The 17,195-nt window shown below is 52.6% G+C and carries 13 protein-coding genes and 1 pseudogene; 7 read left to right on the forward strand and 7 right to left on the reverse strand.

All coding sequences use genetic code 11. The features are described from left to right. The first annotated feature begins 150 nt into the window (after positions 1-150). From ACFPOF_RS11340 to cysI, 3 genes are all read left to right on the forward strand, one after another. On the forward strand, positions 151-1,515 hold the full coding sequence (locus ACFPOF_RS11340) for an aminotransferase-like domain-containing protein (protein ID WP_378132571.1): 1,365 nt from the start codon (positions 151-153) through the stop codon (positions 1,513-1,515). A 195-nt stretch (positions 1,516-1,710) separates the two neighbouring features. Then, a complete protein-coding gene (locus ACFPOF_RS11345) occupies positions 1,711-3,549 on the forward strand; it encodes an assimilatory sulfite reductase (NADPH) flavoprotein subunit (RefSeq protein ID WP_378132573.1) in 1,839 nt (612 codons plus the stop codon). Positions 3,550-3,580: 31 nt separating this feature from the next. Next, on the forward strand, positions 3,581-5,302 hold the full coding sequence (gene cysI / locus ACFPOF_RS11350) for an assimilatory sulfite reductase (NADPH) hemoprotein subunit (RefSeq protein ID WP_378132575.1): 1,722 nt from the start codon (positions 3,581-3,583) through the stop codon (positions 5,300-5,302). A 4-nt stretch (positions 5,303-5,306) separates the two neighbouring features. Here the strand turns inward: cysI and ACFPOF_RS33560 are convergent, their stop codons facing one another. From ACFPOF_RS33560 to ACFPOF_RS11380, 6 genes and pseudogenes are all read right to left on the reverse strand, one after another. Further along, positions 5,307-5,411, reverse strand: coding sequence for a hypothetical protein (locus ACFPOF_RS33560; protein ID WP_465251467.1), 105 nt, complete (start codon positions 5,409-5,411; stop codon positions 5,307-5,309). 164 nt (positions 5,412-5,575) lie between these two features. Next, a pseudogene (locus tag ACFPOF_RS11360) lies at positions 5,576-5,644 on the reverse strand (DUF4234 domain-containing protein); the annotation flags it as partial. Between the two features lie 69 nt (positions 5,645-5,713). Beyond that, complete coding sequence (locus ACFPOF_RS11365) at positions 5,714-6,268, reverse strand: aldo-keto reductase family protein (RefSeq protein WP_378132577.1); 555 nt, start codon at positions 6,266-6,268, stop codon at positions 5,714-5,716. Continuing rightward, positions 6,237-7,217: a HipA domain-containing protein gene (locus ACFPOF_RS11370; protein ID WP_378132579.1), complete on the reverse strand. Its 981-nt coding sequence runs from the start codon at positions 7,215-7,217 to the stop codon at positions 6,237-6,239. The genes ACFPOF_RS11365 and ACFPOF_RS11370 overlap by 32 nt, the downstream gene beginning before the upstream one ends. 136 nt (positions 7,218-7,353) lie before the next feature. Beyond that, positions 7,354-8,277, reverse strand: a complete 924-nt coding sequence (locus tag ACFPOF_RS11375; RefSeq protein ID WP_378132581.1) for an aldo/keto reductase — start codon at positions 8,275-8,277, stop codon at positions 7,354-7,356. Positions 8,278-8,367: 90 nt separating this feature from the next. Beyond that, positions 8,368-8,907 carry an NAD(P)H-dependent oxidoreductase gene (locus tag ACFPOF_RS11380; RefSeq protein ID WP_378132583.1) on the reverse strand — a complete coding sequence of 180 codons (540 nt, stop codon included), beginning with the start codon at positions 8,905-8,907 and terminating at the stop codon, positions 8,368-8,370. A gap of 208 nt (positions 8,908-9,115) precedes the next feature. Here ACFPOF_RS11380 and ACFPOF_RS11385 point away from each other — a divergent pair, with 208 nt between their 5' ends. Next, positions 9,116-9,496 (forward strand): winged helix-turn-helix transcriptional regulator, encoded by a 381-nt coding sequence (locus ACFPOF_RS11385; protein ID WP_378132585.1) that lies wholly within the window; start codon positions 9,116-9,118, stop codon positions 9,494-9,496. 77 nt (positions 9,497-9,573) lie between these two features. Here ACFPOF_RS11385 and ACFPOF_RS11390 read toward each other — a convergent pair whose 3' ends face one another. Then, positions 9,574-10,167, reverse strand: a complete 594-nt coding sequence (locus tag ACFPOF_RS11390; protein WP_378132587.1) for a TetR/AcrR family transcriptional regulator — start codon at positions 10,165-10,167, stop codon at positions 9,574-9,576. A 158-nt stretch (positions 10,168-10,325) separates the two neighbouring features. On the opposite strand from ACFPOF_RS11390, the gene ACFPOF_RS11395 reads away from it, so the two are divergent. The 3 genes from ACFPOF_RS11395 (at position 10,326) to ACFPOF_RS11405 (ending at position 17,178) form a co-directional block, all read left to right on the forward strand. Then, entirely contained in the window at positions 10,326-11,801 is a 1,476-nt protein-coding gene (locus ACFPOF_RS11395; protein ID WP_378132589.1) for an MDR family MFS transporter, read from the forward strand. A 237-nt stretch (positions 11,802-12,038) separates the two neighbouring features. Then, a complete protein-coding gene (locus ACFPOF_RS11400) occupies positions 12,039-15,272 on the forward strand; it encodes a discoidin domain-containing protein (protein WP_378132591.1) in 3,234 nt (1,077 codons plus the stop codon). Between the two features lie 190 nt (positions 15,273-15,462). Continuing rightward, positions 15,463-17,178, forward strand: coding sequence for an extracellular solute-binding protein (locus ACFPOF_RS11405; protein WP_378132592.1), 1,716 nt, complete (start codon positions 15,463-15,465; stop codon positions 17,176-17,178). Positions 17,179-17,195: the final 17 nt, after the last annotated feature.

Consider the following 17,195-nt stretch of genomic DNA (forward strand, 5'->3'; position numbering starts at 1 on the left):
CACGTTCGAACGAAACTGATTTATCCCCGTAGCATGAGGTTACGTCACCGTGAAGCAAAGAGCGATGGCGTTTTTGTTCAACTGTATTAATACAGTTGAGCTGAATGCCGTATACTAGTGGGAACAGTATGCAGAAGGGAAAGCGATGCAATGGAGACGAACGGGCGGGTCAAGAAGAAATACTTATCGGTGTTGACCGACTTGGAGTCGAAGTTAAGAGAGGGACATTACGGCCCAGGGCGAAAGCTGCCTTCTGTCCGCGAAGCGACAACGTTGTACGGATGCAGTGCGGGCACGATCGTGCGCGCTTATGCCGAGCTTGAGAGGCGACATGAGATTTATTCGATTCCGCAAAGCGGTTTCTACGCGGTGGCGAGATCCAGGGACACAAGCGACCCTGACGAAGGTGGCAAGATCGACTTCGCCTCGGCTTCCCCGGACGAGGAAATGTTTCCTTATTTGGACTTTCAACACTGTCTGAACCGAGCGATCGATCGGCATAAAACGAGCCTGTTCACTTACGGCAATCCGCAAGGGCTGGATACTTTGCGACAGACGTTGGTATCTCACTTCGCCGGTGATCAAGTGTTCGCCAAGGCGGAGAATATCGTCGTCACGTCCGGCGCCCAACAAGCGCTTGATATTTTGGCGAAGATGGCGTTTCCGAACGGGAAAAAAACGGTGCTTGTCGAGCAGCCGGGATATGATCTCTATTTGCGGTTCCTGGAGGCAGAGGGAATCCCTGTTCGCGGTTTTCCCCGTACTTCGGAGGGCATCGACCTCGCTGAGCTGGAGAAAATGTTCGCGAGCGGGGAAGTCAAATTTTTTTACACGATGTCGAGATTCCAGAACCCGCTCGGCACCTCCTATCGCGAAGAGGAGAGAAAGGCGATCGCCAAACTTGCCGGCAAGTATGACACGTATGTCGTCGAGGACGACTATGTGGCCGACTTGGGCGGCGGGAGGCGGTACGAGCCGATCTTCTCTTACGACAGGAACGACCATACGATCTATGTGAAAAGCTTCTCCAAAATCGTGTTCCCCGGGCTGAGGCTGGGCGCTGCCGTGCTGCCGGAAGCGCTGCGGGCGATTTTTCAGGCGCACAAAAGGTATGGGGATGCGTCGTTGTTGTCCCAGGCTGCGCTGGAAGTCTATATTCGCAACGGGATGTACGACAGGCACAAACATGCGATAGCCAGCCAATATGCCGAGCGGATGATGACGTTAAACGAAGCGCTAGGAGCATGCGACGACGAAGGCATAATCGAAGCGGCCGACGTTCGCGAAGGCGTCTACATTCAGTTTAAATTGCCGCGAACGGTGAATCTGGATCGGATGACGAAGCAGCTTGCGGAGCGGGGAGTTCTGGTCGTGCCGGGCAAAGAATTCTACTTATCGGACTACGGTGATTGGGACAAGTTCCTTCGGATCAGCGTGTCGAGAGCGAAGAAGGACCGAATCGAAGAAGGTGTGAGGGCGATCGTAGAGGAAGCGAAACGGTGTAACCGGAAGTAGCCGCAGGTGAGCGCTGGCGTCACTGGTAATCCGACTTATTGCCGCAACTTATAGATGCTATAAAATCAATTGTATTGTGCCTTGGGGCAAGGCATGATAGGGTTAATACATCATTGTCGTAAAATAATATCAGAATGATCGGATATGACTCATTCGGATATGGCGCATATCAAGCGAGCGAGGTGTCTCAGAGTTATGTTTCAGGCAACTAACAGCCCTTTTCGGGAAGATCAGGTGCAATGGCTTAACCAACTGTTGCCCACATTGACGGACGGGCAGAAAATTTGGCTAAGCGGGTTTTTGGCCGCCCAGTTGAGCGCAAGCGCTCAGATGGCAACTGCAACGTTGGCGCCGGCGGCGGTCCAATCGGCTGCGCCTGCACCGGCAGTTCCTGCCGCGCCGAAGGAAGCGACCGTTTTGTTCGGATCTCAGACGGGTAACAGCCACAAGCTGGGGAAGAAGCTGGCCGGCAAGCTGCAAGATCAAGGATTTGAAGTGGCACTGTCTTCGATGATTGATTTTAAGCCGAATACGCTCAAGAAAGTTCAGAACTTGTTCGTCATTGTTAGCACGCACGGAGAAGGCGATCCGCCGGACAATGCGATTTCCTTCCACGAGTTTCTGCTTGGCAAACGTGCGCCCCGCCTGGAAGAGACATCGTTCTCGGTGCTTGCGCTCGGCGACACTTCGTATGAGTTTTTCTGCAAGACCGGCAAAGACTTCGATCAACGTCTCGAGGAGCTCGGGGCCAAACGCATCGCCCCGCGCGTCGATTGCGACGTTGATTACGAAGACGCTGCGAATCAATGGTTGGCGAGCGTGCTGTCTGCGGTCGGTCAGGTGCCGACTGGCGCTCAAGCGGTGTCGGGCGGCGCGGTGCAAGCAACGCCAACCGCGACCGAATCCGCTTATTCGCGTTCGAACCCGTTCCCGGCTTCCGTGCTCGAGAACCTGAATTTGAACGGTCGCGGTTCGGACCGCGAGACGCGCCACCTGGAGCTTTCCCTCGAAGGCTCCGGTCTCCAATATGAAGCGGGGGACAGCTTGGGCGTCTACCCGGCCAACCATCCGAAGCTTGTGGACGATGTGATCGAAGCGTTCGGATGGAATGCCGAGGCGCCGGTGCCGCTTCCGAAGAACGCGGGCGAACGCCCGCTTAAGGAAGCGCTGGCCAGCGTGTACGAAATTACGGTGCTGACGAAGCCGTTGCTCGAGCAAGTGGCCGCTCTCGCAGCGAGCAGCGGACTGCAGGAGCTGCTCGCTGCCGGCAAGGAGCAGCAGCTCAAGGAGTACGTGAAAGGCCGCGATCTGCTCGATCTCGCTCAAGACTACAATCTGAAGGCGATTCCGGCGGCGAAGTTCGTTACGCTGCTGCGTAAGATCCCGGCTCGGCTTTATTCGATCTCTAGCAGCCCGAAAGCTTACCCGGATGAAGTGCACTTGACGATCCGCAAAGTGGAATACGAATCGCAAGGCCGCGTCCGCTATGGCGTATGCTCGACTTACGTGTCCGAAAGAGTGGAGCCGGGGCAAGAGTTGCCTGTTTTCGTGCAGGATAATCCGAACTTCAAACTCCCCGCCGACGGAGACGTGCCGGTCATTATGATCGGTCCGGGAACAGGCGTTGCTCCGTTCCGCGCATTTTTGGGCGAGCGGGAAGAGACGGGCGCGACCGGCAAAACGTGGCTTTTTTACGGGGATCAGCATTTCGCTTCCGATTTCCTCTATCAAGTGGAGTGGCAGCGTTGGCTGAAAGACGGCGTTCTGACTCGCATGGACGTCGCATTCTCACGCGATACCGACCGGAAAGTATACGTACAGCACCGGATGCTTGAACATAGCAAGGATTTGTACGAATGGCTGATGCAAGGCGCCGCCGTCTACGTCTGCGGAGACGAGAAGAAGATGGCGCACGACGTACAGGCTGCATTGTTGACGATACTCAAGCAAGAGGGCGGCCTTGGGGAAGAGGAAGCGGCGGCTTACTTGACGCAGATGCAACAGGACAAGCGTTATCAACGAGACGTCTATTAAGTCGGATTCGAGAAGGCAAGGGGGAAGGGACATGTCCGAAAATAATTTGTTATCGAAGAACAGCGCACCGCATAGCGATGTGGAAGCGATCAAGATCCGCAGCAACTACTTGCGCGGGACGCTGAACGAGTCGCTGATCGACCGGATCACGGGAGCGATCTCCGAAGACGATAACCGGTTGATGAAATTCCACGGCAGTTATATGCAAGACGACCGTGACGTGCGGAACGAACGGAACAAGCAGAAGCTGGAGCCCGCTTATCAATTCATGGTTCGCGTTCGGGCCGCGGGCGGCGTCGTAACACCTGAGCAATGGCTCATGATGGACCGGATCGCGCAGCGCTATGCGAACGGAACGATCCGTCTGACGACAAGGCAGTCGTTCCAACTGCACGGCGTCATCAAGTGGAATATGAAGTCGGTGATTAAGGAAGTCAATGACGAACTGCTCAGCACGCTTGCAGCCTGCGGCGATGTCAACCGCAACGTCATGTGCAATCCGAACCCGTATCAATCGGAAGTGCATGAGCAAGTGCTGGAGTGGGCGAATAAAGTCAGCGTCCACCTCGATCCTCGCAGCCGGGCTTACCATGAAATCTGGCTCGGCGAAGAGAAGGTGGCGGACAGCCGCGACGGCGAAGAGCAGGAACCGATCTACGGTCCCGTCTACTTGCCGCGGAAGTTCAAGATCGGCATCGCGGTGCCTCCGGCGAACGAAGTCGACGTCTTCTCCCAGGATCTCGGTCTCATTGCGATTCACGAGAACGGACGTCTGCTCGGCTTTAACGTCGCGGTCGGGGGCGGTATGGGCATGACCCACGGCGACACGAAAACGTATCCGCAACTGGCGCGGACGATCGGGTTCGTTACGCCGGAGCAGGTAGTCGACGTCGCCGAGAAGACGGTTACGATTCAGCGCGATTACGGCGACCGCTCGGTGCGCAAGCATGCGCGGTTCAAATACACGATCGACGACCGCGGTCTGGATTGGTTCGTTGAAGAGCTAGAGCAGCGGCTTGGATGGAAGCTGCAAGAGACGCGCCCGTATCACTTTGATCATAACGGCGATCGCTATGGCTGGGTAAAGGGCAGCAACAACAAGTGGCACTTCACGCTGCTCGTCCAGAACGGCCGCGTGAAGGACGAAGAAGGCTACTTGCTCATGACCGGCCTGCGCGAGATTGCGAAAGTACATTCCGGCGACTACCGTCTGACGCCGAACCAGAACTTGATCATCGGGAACGTTCCGACGGCGAAGAAGAAAAAAATCGACCAACTGATCGAACAATACGGCCTAACGGCAGGAGCGGCATACTCTGCGCTGCGCAGAAACTCGATGGCTTGCGTCTCCCTTCCAACGTGCGGGATGGCGATGGCGGAGGCGGAGCGTTACATGCCGACCTTGCTCGACAAGCTCGAGACGGTGCTGGATGAAGCGGGCTTGCGCGACGACGAGATCGTCATCCGCATGACGGGATGCCCTAACGGTTGCGCTCGTCCGGCCCTCGCCGAAGTATCGCTCATCGGCAAGGCGCCCGGCAAATACAATTTGTACTTGGGCGGAGGTTTTGCCGGCCAGCGCCTGAACAAGCTGTACCGCGAGAACATCGGCGAGAACGAAATTCTCGGCGAACTCGGTCCGATCTTGAATCGCTACGCGAGGGAACGGAACGAAGGCGAGCACTTCGGCGACTTCTGCATCCGTGCCGAATACGTGAAAGAGGTCACGTCCGGCCTCGATTTCCACGATTGAGATGTCATGAAAAAGGGTTGAGCGGCCGCGAGTGGCTGCTCAACCCTTTTTTTGTGGCTGGATAGTAGAAGTAAATGACATACAGCACTGAGTTGTCCGTAACGGGCAAGTCCCTTTGACGCTGTGCTTCGGCAACTTTCTGGCCAATTTGGTAAGCCCAGATGAAAGTCCAAATGCCGCATGTGACGAGCGTGAGAAGAAAATGCTTTCCACTGTGAACGAGGAATCCCCGCTTAATTCGCCGACATCATTGGTCAAAACAATGAACCAATAGATGCCGTAAAGGCCGCAAGTAACAATTGTGAGTATGATTGCCGCTGCTATGCCGCGTTGATTGACCACTGGACACCATCCTGAGAATGTTTTTATTGTCAGACACCGAGGGGACGGCGCCGATCAACCGAGTTACATTTACTCTGCTTCGACCGCGGGGCTGAGTTCGTCGAAGGATCGCTCGATCTCTTTCCAGGCAGCCTTGCCGGCAGGTCCCACAGTGCGATAATGGGCTTTGACGAACTTCGCTGATAAGCCCGATTTCCGAACGTGGGGTAGTACTCTTCTCATTTTGAACTTGAGATGTGTATCCTCGTAACGGTCGGACAGATCGTCGGACATCCAATAGTTATCCGTCAGAACGGCAGCATGCGTCAATTTGGCGATCTCCCATACATCGTAGCGGGTCAGGCCGAGATTCGCTAGCAATGCATGCGAGCCTTGCCGGTTTTCCGGAAACACGCGATCGCTGAGCCAGTGGATGATATCAGCGTGTTGCGGGGCGTATTCGGGGTTAGGCTGCAACCGGTTTCCGCTCAGAATAACCGGAAATAGCCCGATCGGATATCCCAAGCCCGAAGGAATGCTATTAGCGCCAGGCCTCGAAGGGGTGTAGTGCAAACGGGAATTGGCCTCTTCGAACCAGCCGATAAACGTGTTTCTATATCTCAGAAAGTATTTTTTGTCGGACATACTCCCACCTCTTCCCGATAACGGATCGAATTAGCGCGGTTCTTTCTTTTCCGAGCAAAACTTCGAATGAATCTATAATAAGGAGTAAGTCTTCTTGTGAAACATTCAGATTTACCCGGTGTTTACCAAGTTCTTTATCGAAATACTTGGCAAAGGACGGACCCAAATCCCCGAACGGCTTTCCTTCGCAGAAGTCTAGCAACTGAATGCCCTCTTCGGCAATTTCGTCATTGCTGAATTCGCTGAACATCGAGAGCCCATGATCGTAAAGAGGAGCGAATTCCAACTCTTGATTTTCTCGTTGCAGGAATCCGAAATTTTTACGATGGCGATCCGTATTGTTTGTCAAATAGTCGAATAGCAGCATATTGTTGATTCCTTCTCGGATATTCGAGCCCATTCCACAGAGAAAAGAGTGCAATTGCTGGTTGGATACGCCATTTGTGATTTGATCCGCGCTGATGAATGTATATGACTCGTCGGGAATGAAACTTTTCGAGACGCTGACGAGGACTTTGTCGTTTAGTGCCAATGCTTTCTGGAAACTGGTGGAGTGATCTATCTGTGGGGGATCAGAAGATTCGGGATTTCCTCGGGAGGGCACGTTGTAGTTGTCAATGTACTCGAAAAGGTGTCTATCGATTACCCATAGCTTGTATTCAACGACGTTCAATCCTATTAGACGTCCAATCAGACTTGCGATTCTCTCCGTCACAGGTTGTCTGATATTAAAGAGCTTGCCTGTGGAAGAACCGGATTTGATATAGAGATCGTCATCCTTAAGTCGTACGTTAAATTTCTTAAGGACGCCAGCTGAAGACTGAGTCGCTGTAATTAAGCCCCTTACTCTCGAGGCGGGGATATCTACAGACACAATATCCATTTTGTTCAAGTCCCAATCGCCAATAAATTGGTTTTCTGACCGTAGAATGGGCAGCATCTCCATCATCCCCCAGCGTATCATAGCTTCTCTTCAATGTAGACCGAGTATCGGCCACTTGTCAAACCGCGTTCAATATAGCTGTTCAACCAAAAAAGGCTCAACAACCTGCGGAAATGCAGTTGTTGAGCCGAAACCGGTCGCTTTATGGCAGCACGTTCCCCGCCGAGCGGTAAATGTCATACCATTCTTCGCGAGTCAGATAAATATTGCACGCTTTAATGCAGTCCCGCAGGCGCTCGATATTCATCGTGCCGATGACCGGCTGCATTTTGGCTGGATGACGGAGCAGCCATGCAACGGCGATCGTCGTGTTGCTGACACCGTAATTCGCTGCTACTTCGTCGATCTTCTTGTTCAGCTCCGGGAACTTATCGTTTCCGAGAAACACGCCTTCGAAGAAGCCATATTGGAACGGGGACCACGGTTGAATCGTGATGTCGTGCAGGCGGCAGTAGTCGAGAATGCTGCCGTCGCGGTTCACGGCTGCGCTGTTCTCCATGTTAACGTTAAAACCCTGGGAGATCATATTGGCGTTCGTGATGCTCAGTTGAAGCTGGTTGGCGACAAGCGGCTGCTTGACGTGTTTTTTCAGCAGCTCGATCTGCATCGGATTCTGGTTCGACACGCCGAAGTGGCGCACTTTGCCCGAGCTTTCGAGTTGATCGAACGCTTCCGCGACTTCCTCCGGTTCGACAAGAGTATCTGGGCGATGAAGCAGCAACACGTCGAGATATTCCGTCTTCAGCCGCTTCAGAATGCCGTCCACGGAATTCAAAATATGCTCTTTAGAGAAGTCGAACATGCCGACGTCGGGGCGAATGCCGCATTTGGATTGCAGGATGACGCTCTCGCGTACCGATGCGCTCATACCGATCGCTTCCGCGAAAATTTCCTCGCATTTACCTGCGCCATAAATGTCCGCGTGCTCGAAGAAGTTTGCGCCTTCATCCAACGCCGTGCGAACGAATTGCTCGGCTTGCTTGCCGTCAAGGGAATTGATGCGCATGCAGCCGACCGCGACGACGGGAACTTCGAGTGTGCTCGTGCCGAGTTTGATTGTTTTCATGAAAGGACAGGCCTCCTATATCCAAGTAATGATTAATGTATCGTCCATCCTTGAATATAGTCGCACACCTTGGCCCAAGATTCAATTCGGTTACAGGACGAGCGCTTCCGAAGGCTCATGGATATACGCCGCATATCGGATTGCCTCCTCGGCGAGATAACTCTCCGAACCCGCATTGGCGTTGTACGTCACGAAAGCAGGCAAATACGTAATGCCGCATTTCGTCAACGTGCGCTCGATCGGACGAAGCATTTCGCTGACCGTGTACAGATTCTCCCCGCCGGCCCGATAGGAGTTCTCGGTACCGCCGGCCGTCGTCGCGATGATAAATTCTTTTCCCTTCAAGTTGTCGCCCCCGGAACCGAAAGCCCAACCATACGTCAGAACATCGTCCAACCATTTTTTCAGAAGAGGCGGACTGCTGTACCAGTAAAATGGAAATTGGAGTACAACGCGGTCAACCTGCAACAGCAGATTTTGTTCGTGCTTCACGTCGATCGTCCAGTCGGGATATTCGGCATACAGATCGCGGAAGGAGATGTCTTCATATCGTTTCAATTCGCGCGACATCGCTTGATTGGCTCGGGATTGCTCCAGGCAGGGATGTGCGGAGATTACCATCGTTTTCATGGGGATCATCCTTTCAAAGTGGCATTAACCTCGCGAGTTAGCCCCATTATTAACGATGAATCCGGATTTGAAAAGTAAGCACTTTTTTCGTACATAGTCTCTTCAAGCATACTTTCAATAGTATGGTAAAACGTACTTAGTACAATGAATCGGCGTACTTTGAATGACGGATATCCTCTGTTATAGTTGGGGAAAGGGAGTGTTGCGCATGGCTGGAGGTATCCGGGAAACCGCGCCGACGCAAGGGGTTCTGGCGACGCTGCAAGCAATCGGAGGCAAATGGAAGCCGCTTATTCTGTTTATCCTTCTCCATGAAGGCAAGAAGCGGTTCGGCGAACTGCGGCGCCAATTGCCGAATGTCACTCAGGGGATGCTGACGAATCAGCTCAGGGAGATGGAGCGGGAGGGGCTGATCGTAAGGCGTGTATACAGCGAAATTCCGCCCAAGGTGGAATACGAGTTATCGGAGCACGGACTGTCTCTGAGCAACGTGTTGCATGAAATGTGCGGCTGGGGTTTCGATCATCTTGAATTTATGGACGTCAATGCGGAGGGACAGCTTTCGGATGACGCGGAAGCTTCGCGCTGATCTGAAGCCGGGCCGCATAAGATAACAAGCTCGTTCCGCGATTCGGGAATGAGCTTGTTGTCGTTACTGCGTGTCTTTTATCCCCAATCAGGAGAAAATACCTCGTGATTAAACATGCGGCGGATATACTCGTCCATCTCCTCCGGTGATTGCTTCATCCCGTTCTCTATCCACCAGGAGCAGATCGAGCAGACGGCCCCGGAGTAGAACGGGGCAAAAATCTCAAGGGGAATGTCGGACGAGAATCCATGCTGACGGGCCTCCGTCAAATCCCTGTTTAACGACTCCGCCCCGTGTTTGATCATCAGGTTGCTTAAGAAATGATTCTCCTTAGCGGCTTTCGTAAGCGCCCGGAATTGTTTCGTATCCGCGAATCTCTGGAAAGTCTTGAACGGGTGAAGCAGACGCTGCTCGCAGCTTGTATTCGCGAACAACTCATCGATCAGCGACAGCCCATACGACGCTAGATGATATTTATCTTCGAAATGCTTATAGAACGTCGTTCGGTGCACCATCGCCGTATCGCAGATTTCTTGTATGCTGAGCGATTCGAACGTACGATGTTCCAACAAGCCGATTAGTGCGTCCCAGAGAAGCTTGCGCGTACGCCGAACGCGCAAGTCCGTCTTGGCGTCGGGGTTGCCGTTCTTATCCATAGCTTGCTTATTCATATACATTTGGCCCTCCTCTGTAGATTAAGCTACAATTGGTCGCGAACTGGTTCTTGGCTTTTGCCGGTTGCAACGTGTATATTTCGACTATACATCTGTGGAGTTAAGCATACAAGTGTAGAAAATCAGATGAAAATTATCAGGAGGAAATGTTCACAATGAGCGCAGTATCGGCTACAACCAAGACGTCACAGCTCGATTTAAGCAATATCAAGAGAGGTCCCATCGTAGTCGCGTTGATTATCGGCGCTTTCGTATCGATTCTGAACGAGACGTTGCTCGCCAACGCTATTCCGGAATTGATGAAAACATTTGAAGTATCGGCGGCTACGATCCAATGGCTCTCGACCGCATACATGCTCGTCGTCGGCGTACTCGTTCCGATTACGGCATTGCTGCAGCAATGGTTTACGACGCGGCGAATGTTCCTTGGCGCAATGGCCTTCTTCCTAGCCGGGACGGTCGTTTCGGCGTTTGCCCCCGAATTCGGCGTGTTGTTGACCGGACGGATTATTCAAGCACTGGGGACAGGCTTGATGCTCCCGGTCATGATGAATACGATTCTGGCGATCTACCCGCCCGAGAAGCGCGGAGGAGCGATGGGGTTCATCGGACTTGTCATCATGTTCGCGCCCGCGATCGGTCCGACGTTGTCCGGTCTAATCCTGGATTCGCTCTCGTGGCGCTGGCTGTTCTATTTTGTCATTCCGCTCGCGGTTTTCTCGATTATTTTCGCTGCAATCTATATGAAGAACGTGTCCGAAATTACGAAGCCGAAGGTGGATATTCTGTCCATTCTGCTGTCGACAATCGGATTCGGCGGCATTGTGTACGGTTTCAGTTCCGCTGGCAGCGGCAGTTGGTCTGATCCGGAAGTGTATTGGACCATTACTGCCGGCGTGATCGCGCTTATTCTGTTCGTCTTGCGCCAATTAAAGCTGCCGGAACCGGTCATGGACTTGCGGGCGTTCAAGTTCCCGATGTTCTCGCTTGTGACGGTGCTGCTTGTCGTCGTTATGATGACGCTGTTCTCGACGATGATGCTGCTTCCGATGTTCTTGCAAACCGCATTGCTTATGACGGCATTCAAGTCAGGTCTCATCATGCTGCCCGGCAGCATCATCAACGGTATTCTGGCGCCGGTATCCGGCAAGCTGTTCGATAAGTTCGGCCCGCGGGTTCTTGTCATTCCGGGTCTTGTCCTGATCATCCTCGCCATCTGGATGTTCACGGGCGTGGATGTAGGCACGAGCACGGGCTATATCGTGACGATCCATATCATTATGATGATCGGCATTTCGATGGTGATGATGCCGGCCCAGACGACGGGCTTGAACCAATTGCCGCGCAGTCTGTACCCGCACGGTACGGCGATTATGAACACGTTGACGCAAGTAGCCGGCGCGGTCGGAACGGCGCTGTTCATTAGCATCATGTCGCACGGCTCGAAAAACTACCTCAGCGGATCGAGCGATCCGAAGAATCCCGCCGAATTGATCAAAGGGATGATCTCCGGTCTTCATAACGCGTTCTGGCTTGGCCTGATCATCGGTATCGTCGCGCTCGGCATCGGCCTGTTCATCAAGAAAACCCGCCCGCCCGAAGGCGAAGAAGGTCGCATGATGGGCCACTGATGCAAAGTTGCACCTATTCAATAAGGGGTTGTCCCAAAGGTCGAAAGCGTGACCTGCGGGGCAACCCCTGTTTTTGTGCTCACGAAGGCAAACTGTATTTAAAACGAAAGGGATATCAATAATTCGAAATAATGCAAGCGATTCAATTGTTGTATGGTATGTCTGAAGGGGGGATGAGCGGTCGGATGGCCGAAAAAATGAAATCGCATGAAAAAATTAATAACGGAGGAGATATTGATGAAAAGCAAGAAAACGTGTATCCGAACTTTGATTTTCTGGAAACCTAATCTTTCGATTCTGCTATCGCTAGCCTTGTTGTCCAGCACCTTTCTTTCGTTAGGGAGCGCATACGCGGCGACTCCGTCCGTCTGGATTCAAGGGGCGTCGGACAGAGCGTTCCAAACATCGACGATGCCGGAGGGAGCCGGTACGGCGATCACGTTATACGCGGCCAGAAATGAATATCAAGCCGCGCAAATTTTGGTCAGGTCGTCCTCTTCGCAATCACACGTATTCGTGACTACATCTGCGCTTACCGGGCCTCGAGGCGCTGCAATTCCCGCGTCCAACATTAAAGTGACGAGAGAAATTACCCATACCGGCGTATGGAAGGCCTCTGGGGATCACGAGAACCCTCCGGGCTCCACTTCCCCGGACAGCGGCGATTATACCGATTCTTTGGAGGACAACACGCCGCAATCGGTTGCGGCCAATGTGACTCAGCCCTATTACTATAGCGTCTACACGTCCCCGACGCAGACACCGGGGACATACACAGGCAAGGCCGTCGTCCACAGCAGCGGCGGCAACGTGACCGTAAACGTGACGGTCGTCGTATACAACGTAACCATTCCGCCAACGAATCAGTCCACCTTTAAGATTAACAACTGGTTCGGGTCGGCGGGCTGGGATTTTTCGGGAACGGAGCAAGTCATTCCTTTGCAATATAACGTCAAGATGTACGATGCGAATTGGTGGAAAGTGATCGAGAACATCGCAGCCAATCACGCCAAGCACCGGAACAACGTCATTCATACGGATTTCCACGGCTTGCTTATTCCGGATACGACAATCGATACGAACGGCCACATCAATTTCGGTTGGGCGACATTCGATCGATTCGTTCAGACGTTTATCGACGCGGGCGCCTTGCAATATATTGGCGTCCCGCAACAAATTCAGCATGCGGGTAGCGGCTCGATGGTCGATACGCTGGTCAGAGGCCCGGACGGCAAAGCCGTGTTTTACGGCGACGTTCCCGATTCTCCGACGTCCAACGCGTATTTGGACCAGCTGTTGCCGGCGTTGAAAGCGCATCTCGACGCGAAAGGCTGGACCGACAAATTGATTGTGAGCGCCGAAGATGAACCCCTAGCTCAGGAACAAATCGATGCCGCCAACTGGTACTACGCCAAATTGAAAGCGGTTTTCGGTAATCAAATTCAGACGAATGAGGCGCAATTTCTGGTTTGGCCAGGCTCTGAAAACAGCTTGACGGGCTATACGCCCCTGACGGAAACTTATGACCAAAATACGGCGTTCTATCAAAAACAAAGAGTCGATAACGGCAAAGAGTTATGGCTTTACACATCTAGTAGTCCTCTAGGAGATTATATGAACCGGTGGATCAGCTATCATCTCGACAAAACCAGGCTGATCCCCTGGCTAGGGTGGAAGATTGGCGCAACAGGTTATCTCCACTGGGGCTGGAACTATTGGCTCAAATGGAACGGCGAGACATCGTCGTTTACTGCAGCCGATACGGAAAGCGGTGACGGCCAAGGCGGGGGAAACTGGTGGCTCGTTCGTCCGAATAAGGCGGCGTACGATATTTATGACAGCGTCCGCAGCGAAAATCAGCTTTACGGGATTCAAGATTATGAACTTCTGAACATTTTGAAACAAACGAAGCCGCTTGTTGCCAAAAGCATCGCAGAATCCCTGATCACCGACTTTACGGTTTTCACCCGTTCGGGCGCTAACGTGGATATCGCGCACAAGCAAATTCTCGACGAGATCGTTTCGTCGCAAGCAGATACGCGGTTTGCATTCTCCGACGATTTCAGCAGCGGCAACGACGGAAATTGGTTGCATTCGCTCGGAACCTGGTCCGTATCCGGCGGAGAGTACAGTCAGTCCAACGCCTCGCAGTGGAAGGCGACTTCCGCGGTCAAAGGCCGATCTTATGGCGATTTTGTCCTTACTTTCGATACGAAAATCGTAAACGATAACGGGAGTAGCTCGAATTGGGCCGGGGCTGTCGTGCGCAGCGCTAACGGCACGGATATCGATACGGGATATTTGGTCGGGCTGCGCAATAACGGCAAAGTGTTCGTCTATCGATCCGGTACGTCACTTGGAGAGGCAACGGTGCCTGGCTATGTCGTAGGCCAATATACGACGGTGAAAGTCGTGGCCAGCGGCAATAACATTCAAGTGTTTGCAGGTAACAATGCCACCGCTTTATTAAACGTGAACGACAGCGGATTTACGTCAGGCAACATTGCATTGATTACGGCAAGCAGCGCCAATTTCGACAACGTGGTCATAAATGCGGAGCAAAATGTGGCGGAAGGCAAGGCGGTAACAACCTCCAGCTCGGATACGGCCGGCGGTTGGTTCCCTCAAGCTGCCGTGGACGGAAGAATTTCTTCCTCGGCGAATGCCAATGGATGGAGCAGCAACGACAGCACGACAACGAACCATAGCGAATCGATCGCAGTTGACTTAGGCAAAACGTATCCGATTAGCCGGGTAGACTTATACCCGAGAAACGACGGAGCGCAAACCGGCAATGGGTTCCCGATCGATTTTACGATCCAAACCTCGACGGATAACGTCAACTGGACGACTGTCGTCACGAAGACGGGATATGCGCGTCCGGGCGATGCCGTGCAGTCGTTCCCATTCGACAGCGTCAACGCCAGATATGTCAAAGTGAACGGAACGAATCTCAGAATCGATGACCAGTCGTCTTACCGCATGCAACTTGCGGAAATCCAGGTTTTCGGCGGCAATCTGGCAGCCGGGATGAAAGTGACGGCATCCAGTTCCTACGAAAGCGCGGCGGACGGCTGGGGGATGATGAATGCGACGGACGGCGCTCGGTTATCCAACGCGAACTATTCGATGGGATGGAGCAGCAACAGCAATCTTGCATCCAACCACGCCGAATGGGTAACCGTGGATCTTGGAGGCAGCAGCAAAATCAGCACCGTCAATCTGTTCCCGAGAAACGACGGCGCAAGCACGGGATATTTCTTCCCGATCGACTTCACGATTCAAACTTCGCCGGACAACGTCAACTGGACGACCGTCGCCGCGCGAACGGGATACGCGCAGCCTGGCAATGAGGCGCAAGTCTTTACGTTCCCTAGCGCGACGGCAAGATACGTGAAGATTAACGGAACAAATCTGCGATATAACGAAGGTGCTTATCGAATGCAGCTTGCCGAAATAGAAGTAAAATAGCTTTAAACGATATAAAAGGACTGGAAAACTTCGGTTTATCCAGTCCTTTTTTTTGCCTTTTGGAGATAGGAGAAATATCGAGATACAAAACGGTAAACGGAACGTAAGGAACGTCAACAGGTCGAAATGGTGATCAAATCGGGGGCGCTCTACAATGAAAATGCATCAATAATCGAGGAGGTCAAGAGAGATGAAGATCCGCAAGAAGGGGTTATTAGCGATTACGCTTGTCCTGAGCATCGTTCTAGTAACGGCTTGCAGTGGCAAAAACAACGAAAGCAGCGGCAGCACTGTCCCCGCTTCGTCACCGGGAGCGGAATCGACGAAGGCGGCTGAAGCGTCGCAGTCGGCTGCTGCGAAAGAAAACGATCCGCTAGGCAAGTATGATACGCCGATTGAAATTACCACTGCCCGCGGCATGACCGGCTCGATGAAGTTCCCGGCAGGAGATACGATCGATAACAACGTGTGGTCAAGAGAGTACTTGGACGCTTTGGGCATTAAAGTGAAGAACGCTTGGACGGCGGATGAATCGGCTTTCGACCAGAAAATGAACGTATCGATCGCGTCCGGCAACATCCCCGATCTGGCTCCGGTGAAAGCGGTTCAATTGAAACAACTCGTCGATGCGAACATGTTGGAAGATTTGACGGACGTTTGGAACAAGTATGCATCACCGCTTACGAAAGAGATTTTTACGACGGAAGGCAAAATCACGCTCGATTCGGCGACATTTAACGGCAAATTAATGGCAATACCTGCCGTTGTCGGTGCTTTTGACGCTTCCACGCTGTTATGGGTGCGCAGCGACTGGCTGAAGAAATTAAATTTGCCGGAGCCGAAGACGATCGCCGATGTCGTGAAAATCGCCGATGCGTTTACGAATCAAGATCCCGACGGGAACGGCAAAAAAGATACGATCGGCTTGGAGCTGCAGAAGGAACTGTTCGAACGCAATTCCGGTTATGCGGGAATCGACGGATTTATGTTCGGCTATCATGCTTACCCGCGTTTCTGGCTTAAAGACGCTTCCGGCAACTTGGTGAATGGCAGCATTCAACCGGAAGTAAAGGCGGCGCTCTTGAAGCTTCAGGAAATGTACAAAGCCGGACTGATCGATAAAGAGTTTGGATCCAAGGATACGAACAAGGCAGCGGAGGCGCAAGCCTCCGGCAAAAATGGACTTAACTACGGACATATGTGGAATCCGCTGTTTCCGTTTAACGCCGGCCGCGACAACGACCCGAAAGCGGAGTGGACAGCTTATCCGATCGTCTCGGTTGACGATCAACCGGCGAGGCCCGGAGTCACGCAATCCATCAACGATTTCACCGTAGTGAAAAAAGGGTACGCACATCCGGAAGCCGCCATTAAAATGCTGAATCTGTGGGTTAAAATTTCAAACGATGAAAGTCTCGAAACGAGTCAGAAGTATGGCGTAACGCCGGACGGCATCGAAGTATTCAAGTTCGCCGTCCTCAGGGCAGGATTCACCAATGGAAATCTGAAGATGCACTTGGCCGTGACAGATGCGTTAAAAACGAAAGATACGTCAAAACTCACGATTAAGCAGAAAGAAACTTACGATAAGGTAACGAAATATTTAAGCGGGGCAGGGACGACTGCTGAATGGTCAATGGAACGGATTTACGGCGAAACCGGATCGTTCAGAGCCATGAACGAATACGCCACGAAGAATCTGGATATTTACAACGAATTCTATGGCACGCCGACCAAGACGATGGCGGCCAAGCAAGCGACGCTGGACAAGATGGAATACGAAGTGTTCACAAAAATCATTATGGGCGATCCGATCGACAACTTCGATAAGTTCGTGTCGGATTGGAAAAAAATCGGCGGAGACGAGATTACGAAAGAAGTCAACGAATGGTACAAAAATAAATAACCGTAGGAGGGGGATAC

The sequence above is a fragment of the Cohnella soli genome (genome assembly GCF_042655525.1).
Taxonomy (GTDB): Bacteria; Bacillota; Bacilli; order Paenibacillales; family Paenibacillaceae; genus Cohnella; species Cohnella soli.

What these genes read in the sequence shown, in the direction of transcription:
- ACFPOF_RS11395 (WP_378132589.1), top strand. Translation starts at nt 10,326, where the DNA reads ATGAGCGCAGTATCGGCTACAACCAAGACGTCACAGCTCGATTTAAGC.
- ACFPOF_RS11375 (WP_378132581.1), bottom strand. Translation starts at nt 8,277, where the DNA reads ATGAAAACAATCAAACTCGGCACGAGCACACTCGAAGTTCCCGTCGTC.
- ACFPOF_RS11340 (WP_378132571.1), top strand. Translation starts at nt 151, where the DNA reads ATGGAGACGAACGGGCGGGTCAAGAAGAAATACTTATCGGTGTTGACC.
- ACFPOF_RS11385 (WP_378132585.1), top strand. Translation starts at nt 9,116, where the DNA reads ATGGCTGGAGGTATCCGGGAAACCGCGCCGACGCAAGGGGTTCTGGCG.
- ACFPOF_RS11345 (WP_378132573.1), top strand. Translation starts at nt 1,711, where the DNA reads ATGTTTCAGGCAACTAACAGCCCTTTTCGGGAAGATCAGGTGCAATGG.
- ACFPOF_RS11370 (WP_378132579.1), bottom strand. Translation starts at nt 7,217, where the DNA reads ATGATGGAGATGCTGCCCATTCTACGGTCAGAAAACCAATTTATTGGC.
- cysI (WP_378132575.1), top strand. Translation starts at nt 3,581, where the DNA reads ATGTCCGAAAATAATTTGTTATCGAAGAACAGCGCACCGCATAGCGAT.
- ACFPOF_RS11390 (WP_378132587.1), bottom strand. Translation starts at nt 10,167, where the DNA reads ATGAATAAGCAAGCTATGGATAAGAACGGCAACCCCGACGCCAAGACG.
- ACFPOF_RS11365 (WP_378132577.1), bottom strand. Translation starts at nt 6,268, where the DNA reads ATGTCCGACAAAAAATACTTTCTGAGATATAGAAACACGTTTATCGGC.
- ACFPOF_RS11405 (WP_378132592.1), top strand. Translation starts at nt 15,463, where the DNA reads ATGAAGATCCGCAAGAAGGGGTTATTAGCGATTACGCTTGTCCTGAGC.
- ACFPOF_RS11380 (WP_378132583.1), bottom strand. Translation starts at nt 8,907, where the DNA reads ATGAAAACGATGGTAATCTCCGCACATCCCTGCCTGGAGCAATCCCGA.
- ACFPOF_RS11400 (WP_378132591.1), top strand. Translation starts at nt 12,039, where the DNA reads ATGAAAAGCAAGAAAACGTGTATCCGAACTTTGATTTTCTGGAAACCT.